This window comes from Roseimarinus sediminis (assembly GCF_050433125.1).
GTDB lineage: Bacteria > Bacteroidota > Bacteroidia > Bacteroidales > Prolixibacteraceae > Roseimarinus > Roseimarinus sediminis.
Genome location: NZ_JBNPXV010000008.1, coordinates 50,137 through 69,454, shown reverse-complemented (window position 1 = coordinate 69,454; position 19,318 = coordinate 50,137). Strand labels below are relative to the sequence as shown.

The window sequence follows — 19,318 nt, the reverse complement described above, 5'->3', positions numbered from 1 at the left end:
CGATTTTTGGTTTTTAATATGCTTATTTAAGCAACTTTGGTTCGGTAAACGCTTATGCAGCTATCGGGACATACCACTGCACAGTTGGTGCATCCGGTGCAGGCATCGGGATGGGCCATGTACGAATAGTGATAACCTTTACTGTTTACATTTTTGTTGAGTTGAAGTACTTCCTGCGGACAGGCAGCCACACAAAGGTTACATCCTTTGCATGCTTCATTTTCAACCACAACAGCTCCTCTGACGTGTGCCATGTTTATTGGTTTTTTTGATGATCATTGTTAAACTGTTCAAGACGTTGCTTCAGCACCGGAAACTGTTCTCTGCCAACCGGGGCAACGCAGGCTCTTAAGCCTTCCATGGTGCTGCCGGTACTCAAAAGCGTGATGGCGCTGATGCCATAAAACATGAGTCGGTAAAGCAATTCTCCGGCATCCATTCCCGGGTAGCTGATGGTAAAATAAAAGCCATCGGCGATGAGCTGATCAACGTCCTTGTCGTATAGTATTTTAAATCCGTTATCGGTAAAAAGTGTTTTCATGCTGTGCGCCCGGTCGCCATATTCCTTCAGTGTCTCCACAAAATCGAAACGGGCGTCGTTGGCTGCTTTGAGCATGGCGGCCAATGCGAATTGCGTTGAGTGGGTAACCCCCGACGAAAGCGCATACAGTACACGGTAGATGACTGCATTGCCAAAACCTTTGATCTTGAAACGTTCTTCGGCTGCCTGATAGTTGCGCTGGTACAGTTTATCCGACATCACAACCATGGCAATGCGCTGACCGGCATAAGAGAATATCTTCGAAGCCGAAATGAATAGCACATAGTTATCGGTGTAATTGGCAACCGATGGCTGGTACGGTGGCTGGCCAGGTTTCGACAGATCTTTTCTGAAGTCCATTCCAAAGTAGGCCAGATCTTCCATCACGATGACATCGTAACGATCGGCCAGTTCTGCAATGATTTTCAGTTCTTCTTCGGTGAAACATACCCAGGTTGGATTGTTCGGATTGGAATAGATCATGGAGTGAATGTTGCCCTTGCTCAGGAAACTTTCAAGCTTTGCCCTCAGTTTTTCGCCCCGGTAATTGTATACGTCGAACGATTCGAACTGAGCGCCCATTACCATCAACTGTTGTTTTTGTACCGGGAAACCGGGATCGATGAACAGGGCAGTATCTTTTTTCGGATCACACACCGAGGCAACCCTGAAAAGGGCATAAGTTCCCTGCATGGCTCCCGATGTAGGAACGCAGTGGGCCGGCGCAACATCTATGTTCATGAAGTTTTTAACAAAGCGGGCTGCTTCGTTTTTTAATTCGGGAATGCCATTGATGTTGGGGTATTTTGAGGCGACTCCGATTTTCAATGCAGCAATTTCAGCTTCGACACCAATGGGAGCAGCCGGCAGACCGGGAACGCCCATTTCCATACGAACATAACGCTCACCACTTTCCGCCTCAATCATGTTCACTACTTCGACTACTTCTCTGATCGAAGCCTTGTTCATGTCGGTGATGTTGAGTGCTTCAAGTTTCGCTTTTACGATATTGGCCTGTATCGGTGTATTTTTCATTTTACGATGTAAAAAAAGTATTGAAAGATAAAAAAATTAAAAGTGACAAAATATGATAGCTTTCAGTGATATTTATAATCAGGCATCATGAATTTTACGCTCGCCCCTGATGTATTCTCCAAAGATGGTCAGACTTGAAACATTCTTCAGCACTTTATGAATGGCATGTTCGTATTTTTCGATGTTTTCCCATTCGATGTCAACATGAAAGGAATACTCGTCGGGTTTGCCAATAATGGGAACCGACTGAATTTTAGTGAGGTTGATCTTGTTTTCGGCAAAAATATTCAGCACCCTGGCCAATGAACCATGGAAATGACCAACTTCGAAGCAAATGGAAGCTTTGTTGGCTTCTTCGCTGGGCGTGCTGTGCTTGGACAGAATTAAGAAACGGGTGTAATTCCGTTTGTTGGTTTCAATGCTCTTTTCAAGAATTTCAAGTCCGTATAGCTCGGCTGTGCGCTCATTTCCGATGGAAGCAACATTTCGAAGATTATGCTTCACAAGATTCTTTGCAGCACCGGCAGTGTCAAAATTGTCGTCGAGTGAAATCTCACCAAACGAGGCATCGATGTATTCGGCGCATTGCTTTAGCGCGATTGGATGGGAGTGGATTTCCTGAATGTCTTCCTTTTTTACACCCGGGAGCACCATCAGATTCATCTTAATGTGAAGAAAAATTTCTCCTGTGATTTTTAAGTGATAATCACGCATCAGTCCATAATTTTCGAGCAGGCTGCCTGCAATGGCATTCTCGATGGCCATCACGGCAATGTCCACCTGATCCTGGTCGACCATTTGGCATACCTTTCTGAAGGTACGGCATTCGATGATTTCAATTGCTTCACCTGAGAAATAGCGTTGGGCGGCATCTTCATGAAACGAACCGGCAACACCTTGTATGGCTACTTTTTTCATATGTTTATATTTCTTAAGTTGCTAATTATCTGTTGGATCAAGGTTTTTTTTCATTGAATTTTCTGGCTACCCGTATGGAACTCGCCATCCGTCAGCTGACGGAACATTTGTCTGTGTGCGAAATGTATTCCACAAGGCTCGTTTCATTTTTGTCATCTTTGGATATTGTTAGTGTTTTTTATTGTAATTCAGGCAAAAAAAAACCCGGACAGGTGCCCGGGAACAGATATAACAAGTTGGTTATCACTCCTCCCGGAATCATTCAATAAAAAAGGCAAAAAACAAATAACCCATTGTTTGAGCCATAACCAATCGTTCTAAATATTTACTTATAAGCTGTTTCCCAGATGGCAATCAGCCTGATGATCCATAATTTCCGTTCGAAAAATAGTTAAAAAAGCATTGAAAACAGAAACTTTTGTTAAACAATTGAATGTTTTGCCTTTTTTTGTATGTCTTTCAAGCCTCTATAGTTGATATAAGTCGCTGGCTTTTATTAGCTCCAGCTTATGATGATTGAGTGTGTCGATGCATTTTTGAACATTCGCCGGACGGATTACAATATTCGCCGAATTGTCGACAGAAAAGGCGTAAAGGTACTCAATCTGTATGTCTTCTTCGCGAAGAATGCGGAGGGCACGGGCAAGTGCTCCCGGCTCGTTGGGGCATTTGAGGCATACTACTTCGGTTAGGCTTACCGAGAAATGATTGGCCTTCAAAATTTCTTTTGCCTTTTCGGGTTCCGAAACCATTACCCTGAGTATTCCGAAATCGCTGGTGTCGGCGATGCTGAAGGCTGTCATGTTGATTCCGGCCTCGCCAAGCAGGCTGGATACTTCACTAAGGCGCCCTGACTTGTTCTCAAGGAAAACTGAAAGTTGTTTTATGATCATAGCTTTTGGTTTTAAGATCTTGTTGTTAAGCGCTGATGGTTTATGTTGGCCAGTGTTTTTTTACAAGGTCCGTTCTAAATCTGTCTGTTGTCGATCACACGTTTGGCCTTGCCTGCCGTGCGTTCGATGGTTTTAGGTTCTACCAGCTGCACATTGACAGAGATGCCCAAAGTGCTTTCAAGGTTGTTTCTTATTTTTTTTGTGAGGAGCTGAAGTGCCCTTATTTCGTCCGAAAAAAACTGTTCCTGTACTTCAACCTGGATTTTCAGGGTGTCGAGTGTCCCTTCTCTTTCTATTATTAATAAGTAGTGTGGTTCGGTTTCGCTCATTTCGAGCAACACGCTTTCGATTTGCGAGGGGAAAACATTCACGCCTCTGATGATGAGCATGTCGTCGCTGCGTCCCTTGCATTTTTCCATGCGTACCAGGGTTCGTCCGCATTCGCATTGGTCGTAAATGAGGCGTGTAAGGTCGCGGGTGCGATAGCGAAGGAGTGGAATTCCTTCCTTGGTAATGGTTGAAAAAACAAGTTCCCCAATTTCTCCGTGAGCTACCGGCTCAAGGGTGTCGGGATTGATGATTTCGGGAATGAAGTGATCTTCGTTGATGTGCATGCCTGCCTGGTATTCGCATTCGCACGAAACGCCGGGGCCTACAATTTCGCTCAGTCCGTATATGTCAATGGCTTTGATTTGCAATTGCTCTTCAATCTGTTTGCGCATGTTCTCGGTCCAGGGCTCGGCTCCCAGTATCCCGATTCGTAAGTTGAGATCCGACGGGCTTAACTGCATTTCTTTTAATACTTCGGCAATATAAAGTGCATACGAAGGTGTGCAGCACAGCACCGATGAACGAAAGTCCTGCATCAGTTGGATCTGCTTTTTGGTATTTCCGCCTGAAATTGGAATCACGGTTGCCCCCAGGTTTTCGGTACCGTAATGGATTCCCAGGCCGCCGGTGAACAGGCCGTATCCATAGGCTACTTGTACCATGTCGTTAGGATGAACTCCGGCCATGCATAATGCACGGGTTACATTTTCACTCCACATGGCAATGTCGTTGCGGGTGTAGCCCACCACGGTCGGGCGTCCGGTTGTCCCCGACGAGGCATGTACCCTCACAATCTCGCTCATGGGAGCGGTAAATGAACCAAAGGGATAACTGTCGCGCAGGTCGGCCTTGGTGGTAAATGGCAGCTTGTGTAAATCGTGTACACTTCGAATGGCGTCGGGGGTTAGTCCAAGTGCCTGCATTTTCTTCCGGTAGTATGGGATGTTGTGGTAAATGCGCTTCACAGTGGCAATTAATCTCTCCGATTGAAGCGCGTTCATTTTATCCCTTGAGATGCATTCAATGCTTTCGTTCCAAATCATAAGGTTTGTTTGTGCTAAGGTTTTGCTTTATGTAACAAGTATACAATGGTTTTTTGAGAAAGAGTAAAAGTAATTAAAAAATGAAAACATTGACAATTGTCATTACAGTAGATGATGTCAAAAAGAAAGAAGAAGAACTAAAAAGACGACAAAAAGATTAAAAAAATGCTTAAAGAAAAGTAAAAATTATAATTTAACATTTAATTAAAACAAAAAGTCATAATTGCATCATTCCTGTCATTTTGTAAGCCAAAAAGCACACAATTCATTGGTTGTGCCCCTTTTGTTGTGACTAAAAAGTATAAAAAAAGTATAAAAACAATAAATACCCCCATTACAAAAAGGGGTAAAACTTCATAAATAGCATCAAAATAGGCATAGACCCCCATCGTGGATTTGTGCTAATCGAAATTAAGTCTACTTTTGAACCCATAATCACAATCGTAATGGTTGAGATCAAAAAGAAGGAAAAAGAATAGATAAATAATACGAAGTGTAACCTCTGAAAAATTACTGTTATGAAAAAGTTTTACGTTTTAATCGTTTTGATTGTTTTGGGGCTGGCATCGATCGATGCCAAAGCACAAATGAGTACTGGTGTTGACCTTTACAGCAGCTATGTGTGGCGCGGTGCCAAATTTGGTAATGGTCCGGCAGTTCAGCCATGGCTTGATTATACCACCGGTGGTTTGTCGCTTGGAGCATGGGGTTCGGTTTGTGTATCTGACAATGAAGGCTATGAGATGGATTTGTATGCCTCGTACAGTTTTGACTTTGGTCTGGGCATCACACTGACCGACTATTATTTCGGTGGTCCGTATTTCGATGGTGCGATGCATTTTCTGGAACCATCGATCAGTTTTGAAACCGGTGGTTTGAGCCTGACTGGCGCTTATATGATTGGCGATGGAATTTCGGATACCTACCTCGAAGCCGGATATTCATTTGGAGCGCTTGATGTATTTGTAGGTGCAGGCGATGGGCAATATACCTCCGATGGTGGCTTTATGCTTTGCAATGTAGGTTTGGGAACCAGCAAAGAAATCAAGCTGAGCGAAAGTTTTTCCCTGCCCGTGTCAGGCTCAGTAATTCTCAATCCTTCAACCGAGGCTTTCTTTATTGTGGTTGGGATTTCGCTTTAATGGAAATTGACACTTAGTTAATAACATAAAATTCAAACACATGAAAAAAATTGAAGCAATTATAAGAAAATCAAAATTCGAGGAGGTCAAGGATGCACTGGCCGAAGCCGGAATTGATTTTTTCTCCTTCTGGGATGTAAGGGGAATTGGTAAAGCCCGTCAGGGAAGAATTTACAGGGGTATCAAATACGATACCAGTACCATTGAGCGGACCAAGTTGTCCATCATTGTTCGTGATAAGAATGTCGAAAAAACGGTGTTGGCCATTATGAAGTCAGCACGTACCGGCGAAATTGGCGATGGAAAGATTTTCATAGTCAACATTGAGGAATCCTACCGGATCAGGACCGGGGAGTTTGGTGATGAATCACTCTATATCAAAGATGAAGAAGTGTAGCACCCGGCAAGTTCTAAAAGTTTAACAGATTAAAATTTAAGATGATGGAAGAAACTATAAAAGGCCTGCAAATAGGCATAGATAACATGTGGTTGCTGATCGCCGCCTTCCTGGTGATGTTTATGCAGCCGGGATTTGCGATGGTTGAAGCAGGATTCACCCGCTCGAAAAACACTGCCAATATTCTGATGAAAAACCTGATGGACTTTTCCATCGGTTCGATACTCTACTGGGTAATTGGTTTTACCCTTATGTATGGTGATTCAATTGCCGGTTTAATAGGAACTCCCGATTTGTTCTTTATGAGCAGCGGCTTTGGAGATAATTATTCCGACTACGCCGACCTGTTTTTCCAAACTGTTTTTGCAGCAACAGCGGCTACCATTGTTTCAGGAGCCATGGCCGAGCGTACCGAATTCAAGGCCTATCTGATTTTCACGATTGTTATCACGGTGCTGATTTATCCGATATCGGGTCACTGGACCTGGGGTGGTGGCTGGTTGAGCGAACTGGGCTTCCACGATTTTGCCGGATCATCGATTGTTCACAGTGTGGGTGCCTGGGTCGGTTTGGCTGGCGCTGCAATCATAGGGCCTCGAATCGGTAAATATGGAAAAGATGGTAAACCAACTGCAATTCCGGGTCACAACCTGCTCCTGGGTGCTTTGGGTGTATTCATCCTCTGGTTTGGATGGTTCGGTTTTAACCCCGGTTCGCAGCTGGCTGCTGCCGGTACCGACAACGCAGTAGCACTGGGACATATAGCTGTAACAACCAACCTGGCTGCTGCCGGAGGTGCTGTAACTGCCATGCTGGTTGCCTGGTTCCGATACAAACGTCCTACCTTGTCGCTTTCGCTAAACGGCGCACTGGCAGGCCTGGTGGCCATTACGGCCGGAACCGATGCGGTGAATCCCGCAGGAGCACTCATGATTGGTATCATGGCTGGTATTATTTTACCTTTTGCGGTTGAATTTATCGACAAAGTATTGAAGGTTGACGATCCTGTTGGTGCCATCTCGGTGCACGGTGTAAGCGGTGCCTTTGGAACGCTTGCCGTTGGTTTGTTCTCAACTTCCGAGGGGCTGTTCTACGGACACGGAGCTCATTTACTGGGAGTTCAGGCCATTGGTGTGCTCGCCTTCTTTGTTTGGGCCTTCGGTGCCGGATTGTTGCTTTTCTTCATCCTTAAAAAGGCGAAAGTACTTCGCGTTGAACGCAAGGTCGAAGAAGAAGGACTCGATGTTTACGAACATGGTGAATCGGCATACAACTAATAAGTTTAGGGTCATTGCGCTATTGCGTGTTGTGAGTGAGAGATTAGTTTTGAGACCAGTTTGCATGCTTTGTTGGCAATAGGCAATGACCATTTTTTAAGATAAGTTTAAGATAAGGAAGATTGTAAATACTGAAAGTAAAATCCCAAATGTCACTTAACAGGGTTTCTGAAGATCCCAAATGAAGTGTTTCCCTTTTTTCCCGTTTCCAGACCATCCCGCATTCCCGGGATGGTTTTTTTTAGCTGATATCTGGCAGTAGCAGGGAACAATTGTTCTTCTATCTTTGTAATTATTCTGAATTTTAGTGTCAGATAATCTGAAATTACACGACTAGGCAGCTTTGTATCTGCCGCAAAACTTTAATGATAGCAACAAATGAAGAAAATTAGCATTGTATCTTTTATGATGATGATCTTAACGGCAGTTCTCTTTTCTGCCTGTAATCCAAAAGAAGAGCCAAAGGGAATCGATCCCGCGAATCTGGACCTGTCGGTTGATCCGGCACACGACTTTGACCAGTATGCCAACGGTGGCTGGAAAGCAATGAATCCGCTTCCGGGTGACAAGAGTCGCTTTGGTAGTTTCGATAAGCTTCGCGACGAGGCAGAAAAGCAATTGCAAACACTCTTCGACGAAGTGGCTGCAGAGAAACATGAGCCGGGTTCAATTGGCCAGAAAATCGCCGATTTCTACAAAACGGGCATGGATACGGTAAAAATTGAAGCCGACGGAGCCGCACCCATGATGCCGTATCTCAACGAGATTGAAGCGCTGCAAACGATCAAGGAGGTAGAAGAACTCATTATTCGTTATCACCAAAGTGGTAATGGAACCCTCTTTTCATTTTTTGGCTCAGCCGACAAACAGAACAGCGACTGGGTGATTGCTCAGCTCTATCAGGGCGGTCTGGGGCTTAGCGACCGCGATTATTATGTGAGTAACGACAAGCGGTCGGAAGAAATTCGTGAGGAATATGTGGTGCACATGAGTAAAATGTTTCAGCTGGCCGGCGACGATGAACTGCAGGCGACTAACAAGGCCCAAAAGGTAATGGCGCTTGAAACCCGCCTGGCCAAAGCCTCGATGACCCGCCTTGAAAGACGCGATCCGCATGCAACCTATAACAAGATGGATTTGGTGGCATTGACTGAACTCTCGCCCGATTTCGACTGGAATGCCTTCTTCGCTGCCATGGATCTTCCCGGACAAAAGGAAATTAATGTTGGTATGCCTGTTTTCTTCAAAGAAATCAGTGCCATGATGAATGAGGTAGCGCTTGATGACTGGAAGGCCTATTTGAGCTGGAATGTCATCAATTCAGCAGCTTCTTATTTGTCGACCGACTTTGTCGATCAGGATTTCTACTTCTATGGCAAAGTGATGAAAGGCCAGGAAGAAAACCGCGATCGCTGGAAGAGGGTTCAGGGACGTACCAGCAGCTCCCTCAGTGAGGCAATCGGTCAATTGTACGTGGCGCGCTATTTCCCGCCCGAAGCCAAGGAACGCATGGTGAATCTTGTTGAAAACCTGCGCATCGCCCTGGGCGAGCGGATCGATCAGCTCGAATGGATGGGCGACGATACCAAACAGAAAGCCCACGAAAAACTGGCGACCATCAATGTGAAAATTGGCTACCCCGATAAGTGGCGCGACTATTCCGATCTGCAGGTGGGTACCGACAGTTATCTGGCCAATGTAATGCGCTCACGGGCATTCAATGCTGCTTACAGCCGAAGTAAAATTAATCAACCCGTCGACAAGTCGGAATGGTACATGCCACCACAAATGGTGAATGCTTATTATAGCCCGTCGATGAACGAAATTGCCTTCCCGGCCGCCATCCTTCAGCCGCCATTCTTCTACCTCGATGCCGACGATGCCGTGAATTATGGTGCCATTGGTGTGGTAATCGGGCATGAAATCACCCATGGTTTCGACGATCAGGGGCGTAAATATGACAAGGACGGAAACCTGAACGACTGGTGGACAGCCGAAGACGGACAGCGCTTCGATGAGCGGGCACAGGTTTTGGTTGAGCAGTACAACAATTTTAACGTACTTGACACGGTGAAGGCCGACGGTAAACTCACCCTGGGTGAGAATATTGCCGACCTGGGCGGTTTGAATATTTCTTTGCAGGCTTTTCGCAATGCAGGTAAGAAAACAGAAGCTATTAACGGCTTTACTTCCGAACAGCGTTTTTTCCTTTCGTATGCTCATTTATGGGCCAGTAATGTGCGCGACAAGGAATTACTGAGACTTACCAAGGAAGATGTCCACTCGCTGGGACGTTTCCGGGTGTTGGGGCCTCTGCGCAACATGCCCGAGTTTCATGCTGCTTTCGATGTAAACGAAGGAGATTACATGTATTTGTCTCCCGAAGAGCGTGCTGTAATTTGGTAAGATATTGACAAAGAGATGAATTATAAGAGCCTGAAGAAATTCAGGCTCTTTTTTTTAGCTTGAACACAACCAATTAGGCTTTTAATGTATCTTGAACCTGCCTGACGATTCATTTGAAATGCGCGTACAGGTATTTTATGGATGCGGTACAGAATTTGTTTGTCCCATCATTCGTTTTAAGAAATAATCATCTAAAAAAATAGTAAGCATGAAAGCATTTGGAATAGTACTGGCATCGCTGATGCTGATCACTGTAATTGGAAGCGCCCAGGGCCCCAAAAACTTTATCGATCAAAATTACATTGAAGTAACCGGGAAGGCCGAGATGGATCTTACCCCCGATGAAATTTATCTGAACATCACCATTAAGGAAGTCGACAACAAGGGAAAACAATCGGTTGAGGTCCTCGAAAACAAAATGTATGAGGTGCTAAAGAAGTTGAAAGTAGAGGAAAACCTTACCATGAAGGATCTGGCCAGTAATTTTGAATCTTACTGGTTGAAGAAGGATGATATTTTCAGCTCGAAGCAATACGAATTGCTCGTTCATGATGCCCCAACTGCGGGAGCTGTTATGCGTGAGCTGGAAAAAATTGGAATTTCGAATATTGGTATCGATCGCGTTGATCACTCAAAAATTGAAGATTTTCGCCGTGAAGTCAAGGTCAATGCGGTAAAAGCCGGAAAGGAAAAAGCTTCCGACCTGGCGGCTGCGGCAGGACAAAGTATCGGAAGGGCCCTGTATATTCGGGAGAACGAAAGCTTTTACGGTCCGGTACGCAATACCAATATGATGATGATGGCCAAGCGAAGCGACGCACTTTCAGAAGTTGTAGAAGTGCCCGATATCCAGTTCGAAGCCATCAGACTATCTTACAATGTCCAGCTTTATTTTGAACTGAAATAATCCCTTTCAAGCGATTCCGAAATTGATCTGCCTGCCTTTTTGTTAACAGGCTGAATATTTGTGTTATATAAAAATGCAATCGATTTGTACAATCGATTGCATTAAATTGTTATCTTTGCACTGTGGAAAATCGCAAAGTAACCATACACGATATTGCAGCCCGGCTCAATATGTCGGCATCGACCGTTTCGCGGGCGCTGAATGATTACAGCCGCATCAGTGAGAAAACGCGTGAGCTGGTTAAACGAACGGCCCTCGAGATGAATTATAAGCCCAATCATCTGGCTTCCAATTTGCGAAAAGGAAAGGGCAAACTCATCGGAGTGATCATACCACGTATTAACCGGCACTTTTTTTCGCATGCCATTGCCGGGATGGAAACCATCACCAATCCAGCGGGTTACAATCTTATGATCTGTCAGACCAACGAAGATTATGAGAACGAGCGCCGCAGCATCCAAACCCTGCTCAACAACCGGGTCGATGGCATCATCATGTCCATCTCAACAAGCACACTGAATGAAGAGCACATCGTGGCCGCTATGCACGAAAAGGTACCCATTGTTTTTTTCGACAGGGTACTGAAAAATGTAGAAGCCGATCATGTAATGAACGATAATTTTTCGGGGGGCTATGAAGTTACAAGGCACCTGATCGAACAAGGTTACCGTAAGATCGTTCATTTTACAGGGCCCCTGCATATCAATGTATATGCCGATCGTTACCAGGGCTACCTGAAAGCCATGAATGAAGCAGGGCTTGAGGTGAACAGCAGCATGGTTTTCGAGAATGTGCTGATGCGGGTTGAAGGTGAACGGGTGGCCGAACAGCTTTATCGTTCGGGCCAACTCCCCGAAGCCATTTTCTCGGCCAGCGACTTTTCGGCACTGGGCGCTTTGCTGGTTTTTAAGAAATATGGACTAGCAATTCCCGAACAAATAGGCATTGCCGGTTTTGCCAACGAGCCATTTACCGAATTGGTTGAACCAGCGATAACAACATTGGAGCAACACAGTGAAGAAATTGGCCGAAGCGTGGCAAAAATGCTGATTGCCAGACTTGAGAATGACCAGGTTCAGGAGTTTACCAGTTCGGTAAGTTACAAGCCGAAATTAATAATCAGGGAATCGACCCTTCGGAATAAAGAAGAAATATAAGAACAGCAATCGTTTCGTGCTGTAACTGGCGCAATCGATTGTTCAATTTTGTTTAATCATAAAAAATAGAAGAATATGACAGTAAAAAGTGAAAACCGCTATGCAGTCCATCCCGAGGACTTTAAAAAGTATGATACCGAAAGAATCCGCAAAGAATTTCTGCTTGAGAAAGTCATGGTAGACGATCAGATTTCGCTGACTTATTCACAATACGACCGCTACATTGTTGGTGGTGCCGTGCCAGTGAACAAGGTGCTTGAGCTTGATCCGATCGATGATCTGAAAGCTGACTTCTTTTTGGAGCGTCGCGAAATGGGAATTATCAATGTTGGTGGTGCCGGAAGGGTAGTTACCGAAAATGAAAGCTACGAACTGAACTTTAAAGATGCGCTGTATCTTGGGCGTGGGACTAAAAAAGTTGTGTTCGAATCGCTTGACAAGAACCATCCAGCCCATTTCTACATTAATTCAGCTCCTGCACACAAGGAATATCCCAGCAAAAGGGTGACGCTTGGCGATGCCAATGTGTTGCACCTGGGATCATTGAAAACATCGAACGAGCGCAACATCAACCAGTTGCTGATTAAGGATGTAATTGATACCTGTCAGCTGCAGATGGGAATGACCGAACTGAAAGAGGGCAGCGTATGGAATACCATGCCTGTTCATACCCACAGCCGCCGTATGGAAGCCTACTTCTATTTTCAGGTACCCGAAGGCCAGGCCGTTTGTCATTTCATGGGGCAGCCCGATGAAACCCGCCACATCTGGATGCAGAATGAGCAGGCCGTGCTTTCTCCATCATGGAGTATTCACAGCGCAGCCGGAACTTCAAACTATATTTTTATCTGGGGCATGGCAGGCGAAAACCTCGACTATGGCGACATGGACGTACGTCAACCCAACACCCTGAAGTAAGATGGCTCATTTTGTCGGTAAATACAATGAAATGGAGGTCACCAAAGTGGCCGAAGGAGTCGAACGCCGCATTATCAGCACCGAAAAGCTGATGATGGTGAACATCGAGTTCACCGATGGCCCGACCGCTTCACCCGACCCCTTTCATTCTCATCCTCACGAGCAGGTTTCGTATGTTGTGGCAGGAGAAATCTACCTTTTTGTGGCCGATGAGGAGAAGCAGCACCTGAAAGCCGGTGATCATTTTGCCATTCCTTCGGGAGTGCCCCATACCATTCAGCGGCTCACCGGCCATGTGCAACTCATTGATTGTTTCACGCCCCTGCGTGAAGATTTCTTATAATAAAATAATAACCACTGTGCAGTATGGCATTCACGCTTTCTGTATGGCTTAAATGAAAAAAATATGAATCAGTTTATAGGAGAATTATTCGACCTTAGCGGTAAAGTAGCACTGGTTACCGGTGGTACTCATGGCATTGGTATGGCCGTTGGAAAAGCACTGGCCAAAGCCGGCGCCAAATTGTGTGTAAACGATTTGTCGGAAGAAAAACTGGCCGAGTGCAAAAAAGAATATGCAAAAGACGGGATCGATGTTTATACCCTTGTTTTCAATGTTACCAAACAGGATGAAGTTGACAAGGCAATCAGTCAGATTGAAAATGATCTGGGACCTGTCGACATTCTTGTTAACAATGCAGGAATTATCAAGCGAATCCCAATTCTCGACATGCCCATCGAAGACTTTGTACAGGTACTCGATGTCGACCTGGTTGCCCCTTTGATTGTAGCCAAGCGGGTTGCACCCGGAATGATTGATCGTCGATACGGAAAAATCATCAACATGTGTTCAATGATGAGTGTGTACGGCCGTAACAGTGTTTCAGCCTATGCCGCAGCAAAAGGTGGTTTGAAACTGCTTACCGAAAACATGACCTGCGAATGGGCCAAATACAATGTACAGATTAACGGAATTGGACCCGGCTACATCGCCACTTCACAAACTGAACCCATCAGGGTCAACGGTCATCCTTTCAACGATCTGGTAATGACACGTACACCGGCAGGACGTTGGGGTGAACCCGAGGATGTTGGTAATGCAGCGCTCTTCCTGGCGTCGAAAGCCAGCGATTTTGTAAATGGTCATGTACTTTATGTCGATGGCGGCATCCTGGCCAATTTTGGTTATGTGAAAGGTGAAAACGACTTACCTGAATAGCTATGAAAACCAACATTTTATTTGTAGGTCTGATCGCATTGCTGGCTGCCTGTGGCAGTGAGCAATCGATCAATGTAAGCAATGGCTCTTCGGTTAAGCTGGTTCAAAAATCAGTCGAAATGGAACGTTCCATGCTGGAGAAAAGCCTGGGTGCACTTCCCGAAGGAGAAACTGCCCTGCTCGTATCTTCCGATGGAGCCAACTTTCCTGCTCAGCTCGACGACATCGATAACGATGGAAAATGGGATCAGCTTTTTACCCAGATGGACCTCGATGCAGGCGAGATCCTTTCGTTGACCATCGATTTTGTTCCGCAAACAATGCCGGTTAAAACCAACATTCGTTTTGCTGATAAAAACGACGCCTCGAAGGAGTTTACCAGAGCCGAAAGGTTGAAAACCACCGACACCAATGTAACCCAGAAGGTTTTTCAGTTTGAAGGACCGGGTTGGGAAAACGATGTAGTTGGCTTTCGTAACTATTTCGATGAACGCAACGGAATGGACATTTATGGAAAAACCACCCGCGACATGGCGCTCGATGGCTGTGGTTTAAAAGATGGACCGAGTTATCACGAGTTACAGCCCTGGGGAATGGATATTCTGAAGGTGGGCAATTCGCTGGGATCCGGCGCCATTGCACTGGAAACCGCTACAGGCCTTCATCGTATTGGCCCGGGTGGCAAGGGAACGTATATGTTGATCAAAGAAGGACCACTGCGTTCGATTTTTGATCTCGATTTCGAAGGTCTTGAAATTGACGGACAAACCGTGAATGTAAAACACCGCATATCAATCGAAGCCGGCAAACCCTATTACAAAAGCCAGGTATGGGTCGAAGGCATCGAAGATGCCAAACTGGTCACCGGAATCGTAAACCTGCACGCCGATTCGGTGTACAGCCAAAGCAATGAAAAGTTCTCGTATTTCTATACGCACGACAATCAGGCTTTTGACGGTGAAAAGCTGGGAATGGCGATAATGCTTCCTCAAAGTGAATTGACAGTGTATACCGCACCCGAGGAAGGCGAAGGCATCACCCAGACCTTTTACACTGCATTGCCCTTAACACAGCAGCCAGTTGAATTTTATTTCATGGCCGGCTGGGAGAAACAAGATCAGCAACATGCCACTAAAAGTGGTTTTAAACAGGCTGTAGACTTTGAGTGCAGCCAGCTTGAAGTTGAATTGCTTGTTGAATAAGTAAGAGAATTAAAACAGTATTGAAGAGCTTGTTCGAAAGGACAGGCTCTTTTTAGTTGAAGGACTTCGGTAAAAAACATCAAGTGATTAAAAAAAGATATAGGAGGAAACGATTTTATTTTCCTCCTATTAAAGCCTTATTTTCAAATGCCTTTAAAAGTTGAAGTAGTTTTTGGCATTGTTATAGCTGATGTCCTGAACAATTCCTCCAACCAGATCGAAATCATTGGGCAGTTCGCCATTTTCCATGTCTTCGCCGAAAAGGTTACACATAATACGGCGGAAGTACTCATGGCGCGGGAAGGAAAGGAAGCTGCGCGAGTCGGTGAGCATGCCCACAAACTTACTGATGAGTCCGAGTGCCGACAAGGAATTCATTTGTTCAATCATGCCCTGCTTTTGATCTAGAAACCACCAGCCCGAACCGAACTGAATTTTTCCGGCCACAGGGCCTTTGTTGAAATTCCCCAGCATGGTGGCAATCATTTCGTTATCGCCGGGGTTGATGTTGTAAATGATGGTCTTGGCCAACTGATCGTTGCTTTCAAGGGTGTTGAAAAATTTCACCATGGCTTTGGCTACTTTGAAGTCGCCAATCGAGTCGTAACCGGTATCGGGGCCTAATTGTGCAAACATGCGGCTGTTGTTGTTGCGCATTACGCCATAATGGAACTGTTGTGTCCAGTTGGAAGCATGATCCATTTTGGCTCCCTCGAGCAGCATGAATGACTTGAATTTAAGCAGATCTTCCCGGTCGAGCTGGTTTCCGGCCCTTACTTTTCCAAAGATGTCGTCGATTTCCGAAGCAGTAAAATCTTCGGCATAAATTTCTTCGATGCCGTGGTCCGAAATCCGGCAACCCACTTCGTGGAAGAAATCGTGTCGTTTTTGCAAAGCCGAAAGCAGATCATCGATGGTGAGAATTTCGATGTCGGCAGCCGCTCCCAGCTGATCGAGGTAAAGGTTGTAAGCCGTGGCATCGTCGGCATTCATGGCTTTGTCGGGCCGCCAGGTAGGCAGGGTTTTAAAGCCGGGATCGTTCTGGCCAAGCTGAATGTGGTATTCAAGCGAATCGGCCGGATCGTCGGTGGTGCAAAGCGTGTCTACCTTCATGCGCTTCAACAGGCTGTGAACCGAGAAATCGGGCTGCTGCAGCATGCTTTCGCTTTGATCGTAAATGGCCTTTGCCGTTTTGGGATTCAGGAGTTCATTAATTCCGAAATAGCGCTGAAGTTCCATGTGGGTCCAGTGGTAGAGCGGATTACGCAGTGTATAGGGAACGGTGGCTGCCCACTGTTCAAACTTGTCATAATCGGGTGCCTTGCCGGTGATCAGCGACTCGTCGATTCCGTTGGCACGCATGGCCCGCCACTTGTAGTGGTCGCCATACAACCAAATCTGGGTGAGGTTTTTGAAATTAACATCACCGGCAATTTCATGAGGGGGGAGATGATTATGATAGTCGATAATCGGCATCTCCTTTGCATACTCATGATACAAACGTTCAGCTGATTTTGAATTCAGCATGAAATTTTCATCCATAAATTTTTTCATCACTTGCTGTTTTTTTTGATCACTGTTTTTAACTTTTACTGCAAAGTACAGCTATTGTTGAAGATAAACAGTGGGTTATTGTTTATTTTTTAAAGTCGATTCCCTGATGATCAGTTTTGGTTTGATCATGATTTTACGGGGGATTCTTTCTTTGTTCTCCTTTTGTATTTGTTCAAGCAGCATTTGTGCAGTTTCCTTACCCATTTCCTTGCTGAATTGCTCCACCGAGGTAAGCTTGGGGTTGGTCAGAGCGGCAAAAGGTTCATTCGAATAGCCCGACAGCGCAATGTCGCCGGGTATGTTCAGTCCACGTTCCTGAATGGCCATCATGGCACCCATGGCCATGTAGTCGGAAGCCGAAAAGATGACTTCGGGCAGGGGATGATTTTCAAGAAATGACTTCATGAACTCGTAAGCAGTCTCCAGTGCGATACTGCCCTCATAAACAGGAAGTTGATCGGCATCAATGCCAATTTCCTCTAAGGCTTTCTGATAGCCGCCAAACCTGTTTTTGTAGGTGTTAAACGATCTTGCTCCGCCAATCCACATCATTTTACGATAGCCTTGTTCAATCAGATGCTTTGTGAGGTCGTATGAGCCGCTGAAGTCATCATTCTCTACCTTGCACAAGTCAAGCTCATCGCTGGTGCGGTCGTACAATACCACCGGAATGTTATTTCTTAAAGCCCGGTGAATATGATCGAAGCTGGTGGTTTCGAGTGAAAAGGAAATCAAAATGCCGCTCACGCGGTTGGCGATGAGTGTATTGATGTTTTGTTGTTCCTTTTCGAGGTTTTCTTCCGACTGGCAAATGATCAGGTTGTATCCGGCGGGGTTCAGTACACTTTCAACACCGGTAATCACATTGGAAAAGAAGTGACGGTTGATGCGGGGTACGATCATCCCAACGGTATTTGCTTTTCCCCGTCGTAAACTCGATGCGATGGTGTTGGGCTGATAATTGAGTTCACCGGCCGTTTTCCATACCAGTTCCTTGGTGCTTTGCTTGATCTTGGGGTGATCGTTCAAAGCACGCGAAACGGTCGATGCTGTTATGTTCAATGCGCGGGCAATATCCTGAATGGTAGCCTGTTTTTTTACCATAATGTTGATTCGTTCCAATAATGAAGCAAAGATAAAAAAATAAATGCAAACGTTTGCATTATGATTTTCTTTTTCTAATTTTGTCTAAAAATAAATCAAAAAATCTATTGAAGCAGTATGAGTAAAGTTGTAACATTTGGTGAAGTGATGTTGCGTTTGGCAACCCCTGGTTTTCTTCGTTTTGATCAGGTAGATAATTTTTCGGCCACTTTTGGTGGTGGAGAGGCCAATGTAGCGGTATCGCTGGCCAATTATGGAATCGATGTTGATTTTGTAACCCGTATGCCTGACAACGACATAGCAAAGGCTTGTTTAAAAGATTTGCGAAAATTTGGTGTTGGGGTCGACAAGGTGATATTGGGAGGTGAACGACTGGGTATTTATTTCCTCGAAAGTGGCGCTGTGAGCCGTGGAAGCAAGGTGGTTTACGACCGTGCTCACTCGGCTGTTTCAGAAATTAAACCCGGAATGATCGACTGGGATCAGGTATTCGAAGGAGTAAATTGGTTTCACTGGACAGGAATTACTCCCGCTATTTCGCAGGGGGCAGCCGATGTTTGTCTCGAAGCCATCAAGGCAGCCAATGCCAAAGGTATTACTGTTTCCACCGATTTGAATTACCGCAAGAATCTTTGGAAGTACGGAAAAACTGCCGGCGAAGTCATGCCTGAACTGGTGGCCGGTTGCGATGTGATTCTGGGTAATGAGGAAGATGCCGAAAAGGTACTGGGCATTAAAGCCGAAGGCGTTGATGTAACCGCCGGCGAAGTGACCGGTGCTGCTTATGAATCGGTTTCAAAGCAAATAATGGAGCAATTCCCCCGTTGTAAGAAGGTAATTACCACCTTGCGCGGATCGGTCAGTGCAAGTCACAACAGCTGGTCGGGAGTGCTGTGGAACGGTTCAAAACTGTTTGAAGCAGCAACTTACCAGATCACACACATTGTTGACCGTGTTGGCGGTGGCGATTCATTCATGGGCGGATTAATTTACGGCCTGCTTACCTGGCCCGAAAACGATCAGAAAGCCCTTGATTTTGCTGTTGCTGCCTCGTGTTTGAAGCACACCATTTATGGCGATTACAACAGGGTTACAGTCGATGAAGTAGAAAAACTGATGGGTGGCGATGCCTCCGGAAGAGTAGCAAGATAAATGAAAGGAAAAAGTTATTAAGTCAGTAAAAAAGTCATTAAGTCATTAGAAAAAAGTTATTACTGTTTCATCGACCAATGACCAATGACTTAATGACTCAATGACCAATGGCTTTTTCCTTAA

At 45.4% G+C, this 19,318-nt stretch carries 18 protein-coding genes; 11 read left to right on the top strand and 7 right to left on the bottom strand.

The features are described from left to right. Nucleotides 1–26 precede the first annotated feature (26 nt). The 5 genes from FHS86_RS11810 to FHS86_RS11790 all read right to left on the bottom strand — a co-directional run bounded on the left by FHS86_RS11810 (nt 27) and on the right by FHS86_RS11790 (nt 4,760). Nucleotides 27–254: a 4Fe-4S dicluster domain-containing protein gene (locus tag FHS86_RS11810; RefSeq protein ID WP_429413635.1), complete on the bottom strand. Its 228-nt coding sequence runs from the start codon at nt 252–254 to the stop codon at nt 27–29. A 2-nt stretch (nt 255–256) separates the two neighbouring features. Further along, nucleotides 257–1,576 (bottom strand): aminotransferase class I/II-fold pyridoxal phosphate-dependent enzyme, encoded by a 1,320-nt coding sequence (locus tag FHS86_RS11805; protein ID WP_429413632.1) that lies wholly within the window; start codon nt 1,574–1,576, stop codon nt 257–259. 78 nt (nt 1,577–1,654) lie between these two features. Then, a complete protein-coding gene (locus FHS86_RS11800) occupies nt 1,655–2,494 on the bottom strand; it encodes a prephenate dehydratase (protein WP_429413629.1) in 840 nt (279 codons plus the stop codon). 467 nt (nt 2,495–2,961) lie between these two features. Then, nucleotides 2,962–3,387 carry an ACT domain-containing protein gene (locus tag FHS86_RS11795; protein WP_429413626.1) on the bottom strand — a complete coding sequence of 142 codons (426 nt, stop codon included), beginning with the start codon at nt 3,385–3,387 and terminating at the stop codon, nt 2,962–2,964. A 74-nt stretch (nt 3,388–3,461) separates the two neighbouring features. Then, entirely contained in the window at nt 3,462–4,760 is a 1,299-nt protein-coding gene (locus FHS86_RS11790) for a phenylacetate--CoA ligase family protein (RefSeq protein ID WP_429413623.1), read from the bottom strand. A gap of 518 nt (nt 4,761–5,278) precedes the next feature. Between FHS86_RS11790 and FHS86_RS11785 the strand changes: the two genes are divergently transcribed. The 10 genes from FHS86_RS11785 (at nt 5,279) to FHS86_RS11740 (ending at nt 15,385) form a co-directional block, all read left to right on the top strand. Further along, a complete protein-coding gene (locus FHS86_RS11785; RefSeq protein ID WP_429413620.1) occupies nt 5,279–5,902 on the top strand; it encodes a TorF family putative porin in 624 nt (207 codons plus the stop codon). A 40-nt stretch (nt 5,903–5,942) separates the two neighbouring features. Beyond that, a complete protein-coding gene (locus FHS86_RS11780) occupies nt 5,943–6,299 on the top strand; it encodes a P-II family nitrogen regulator (protein ID WP_429413617.1) in 357 nt (118 codons plus the stop codon). Between the two features lie 44 nt (nt 6,300–6,343). Then, entirely contained in the window at nt 6,344–7,576 is a 1,233-nt protein-coding gene (locus FHS86_RS11775) for an ammonium transporter (RefSeq protein ID WP_429413614.1), read from the top strand. Nucleotides 7,577–7,954: 378 nt separating this feature from the next. After that, nucleotides 7,955–9,982 carry a M13 family metallopeptidase gene (locus FHS86_RS11770; RefSeq protein ID WP_429413611.1) on the top strand — a complete coding sequence of 676 codons (2,028 nt, stop codon included), beginning with the start codon at nt 7,955–7,957 and terminating at the stop codon, nt 9,980–9,982. Nucleotides 9,983–10,190: 208 nt separating this feature from the next. Beyond that, entirely contained in the window at nt 10,191–10,889 is a 699-nt protein-coding gene (locus tag FHS86_RS11765; RefSeq protein WP_429413608.1) for an SIMPL domain-containing protein, read from the top strand. A 122-nt stretch (nt 10,890–11,011) separates the two neighbouring features. Continuing rightward, nucleotides 11,012–12,046 (top strand): LacI family DNA-binding transcriptional regulator, encoded by a 1,035-nt coding sequence (locus FHS86_RS11760; protein ID WP_429413605.1) that lies wholly within the window; start codon nt 11,012–11,014, stop codon nt 12,044–12,046. 75 nt (nt 12,047–12,121) lie between these two features. Continuing rightward, a complete protein-coding gene (gene kduI / locus FHS86_RS11755; RefSeq protein WP_429413602.1) occupies nt 12,122–12,964 on the top strand; it encodes a 5-dehydro-4-deoxy-D-glucuronate isomerase in 843 nt (280 codons plus the stop codon). A 1-nt stretch (nt 12,965) separates the two neighbouring features. Further along, nucleotides 12,966–13,307 carry a cupin domain-containing protein gene (locus FHS86_RS11750; RefSeq protein ID WP_429413599.1) on the top strand — a complete coding sequence of 114 codons (342 nt, stop codon included), beginning with the start codon at nt 12,966–12,968 and terminating at the stop codon, nt 13,305–13,307. Between the two features lie 63 nt (nt 13,308–13,370). Further along, a complete protein-coding gene (locus FHS86_RS11745) occupies nt 13,371–14,183 on the top strand; it encodes a gluconate 5-dehydrogenase (protein WP_429413596.1) in 813 nt (270 codons plus the stop codon). Between the two features lie 2 nt (nt 14,184–14,185). Further along, the gene (locus FHS86_RS11740; protein ID WP_429413593.1) at nt 14,186–15,385 is read left to right on the top strand and encodes a DUF4861 family protein; all 1,200 of its coding nucleotides are present in this window, start codon (nt 14,186–14,188) and stop codon (nt 15,383–15,385) included. A gap of 153 nt (nt 15,386–15,538) precedes the next feature. On the opposite strand, the gene uxaC is transcribed toward FHS86_RS11740, so the two are convergent. Then, on the bottom strand, nt 15,539–16,939 hold the full coding sequence (gene uxaC, locus FHS86_RS11735; protein WP_429413590.1) for a glucuronate isomerase: 1,401 nt from the start codon (nt 16,937–16,939) through the stop codon (nt 15,539–15,541). Between the two features lie 75 nt (nt 16,940–17,014). Beyond that, a complete protein-coding gene (locus tag FHS86_RS11730) occupies nt 17,015–18,043 on the bottom strand; it encodes a LacI family DNA-binding transcriptional regulator (RefSeq protein WP_429413588.1) in 1,029 nt (342 codons plus the stop codon). A gap of 117 nt (nt 18,044–18,160) precedes the next feature. Here FHS86_RS11730 and FHS86_RS11725 point away from each other — a divergent pair, with 117 nt between their 5' ends. Continuing rightward, nucleotides 18,161–19,195, top strand: a complete 1,035-nt coding sequence (locus tag FHS86_RS11725) for a PfkB family carbohydrate kinase (RefSeq protein WP_429413585.1) — start codon at nt 18,161–18,163, stop codon at nt 19,193–19,195. Nucleotides 19,196–19,318: the final 123 nt, after the last annotated feature.

Bases quoted from the DNA above. Each gene is read 5' to 3' on its own strand.
- FHS86_RS11810 (WP_429413635.1), bottom strand. From the start codon at position 254: ATGGCACACGTCAGAGGAGCTGTTGTGGTTGAAAATGAAGCATGCAAA.
- FHS86_RS11805 (WP_429413632.1), bottom strand. From the start codon at position 1,576: ATGAAAAATACACCGATACAGGCCAATATCGTAAAAGCGAAACTTGAA.
- FHS86_RS11800 (WP_429413629.1), bottom strand. From the start codon at position 2,494: ATGAAAAAAGTAGCCATACAAGGTGTTGCCGGTTCGTTTCATGAAGAT.
- FHS86_RS11795 (WP_429413626.1), bottom strand. From the start codon at position 3,387: ATGATCATAAAACAACTTTCAGTTTTCCTTGAGAACAAGTCAGGGCGC.
- FHS86_RS11790 (WP_429413623.1), bottom strand. From the start codon at position 4,760: ATGATTTGGAACGAAAGCATTGAATGCATCTCAAGGGATAAAATGAAC.
- FHS86_RS11785 (WP_429413620.1), top strand. From the start codon at position 5,279: ATGAAAAAGTTTTACGTTTTAATCGTTTTGATTGTTTTGGGGCTGGCA.
- FHS86_RS11780 (WP_429413617.1), top strand. From the start codon at position 5,943: ATGAAAAAAATTGAAGCAATTATAAGAAAATCAAAATTCGAGGAGGTC.
- FHS86_RS11775 (WP_429413614.1), top strand. From the start codon at position 6,344: ATGGAAGAAACTATAAAAGGCCTGCAAATAGGCATAGATAACATGTGG.
- FHS86_RS11770 (WP_429413611.1), top strand. From the start codon at position 7,955: ATGAAGAAAATTAGCATTGTATCTTTTATGATGATGATCTTAACGGCA.
- FHS86_RS11765 (WP_429413608.1), top strand. From the start codon at position 10,191: ATGAAAGCATTTGGAATAGTACTGGCATCGCTGATGCTGATCACTGTA.
- kduI (WP_429413602.1), top strand. From the start codon at position 12,122: ATGACAGTAAAAAGTGAAAACCGCTATGCAGTCCATCCCGAGGACTTT.
- FHS86_RS11750 (WP_429413599.1), top strand. From the start codon at position 12,966: ATGGCTCATTTTGTCGGTAAATACAATGAAATGGAGGTCACCAAAGTG.
- FHS86_RS11745 (WP_429413596.1), top strand. From the start codon at position 13,371: ATGAATCAGTTTATAGGAGAATTATTCGACCTTAGCGGTAAAGTAGCA.
- FHS86_RS11740 (WP_429413593.1), top strand. From the start codon at position 14,186: ATGAAAACCAACATTTTATTTGTAGGTCTGATCGCATTGCTGGCTGCC.
- uxaC (WP_429413590.1), bottom strand. From the start codon at position 16,939: ATGAAAAAATTTATGGATGAAAATTTCATGCTGAATTCAAAATCAGCT.
- FHS86_RS11730 (WP_429413588.1), bottom strand. From the start codon at position 18,043: ATGGTAAAAAAACAGGCTACCATTCAGGATATTGCCCGCGCATTGAAC.
- FHS86_RS11725 (WP_429413585.1), top strand. From the start codon at position 18,161: ATGAGTAAAGTTGTAACATTTGGTGAAGTGATGTTGCGTTTGGCAACC.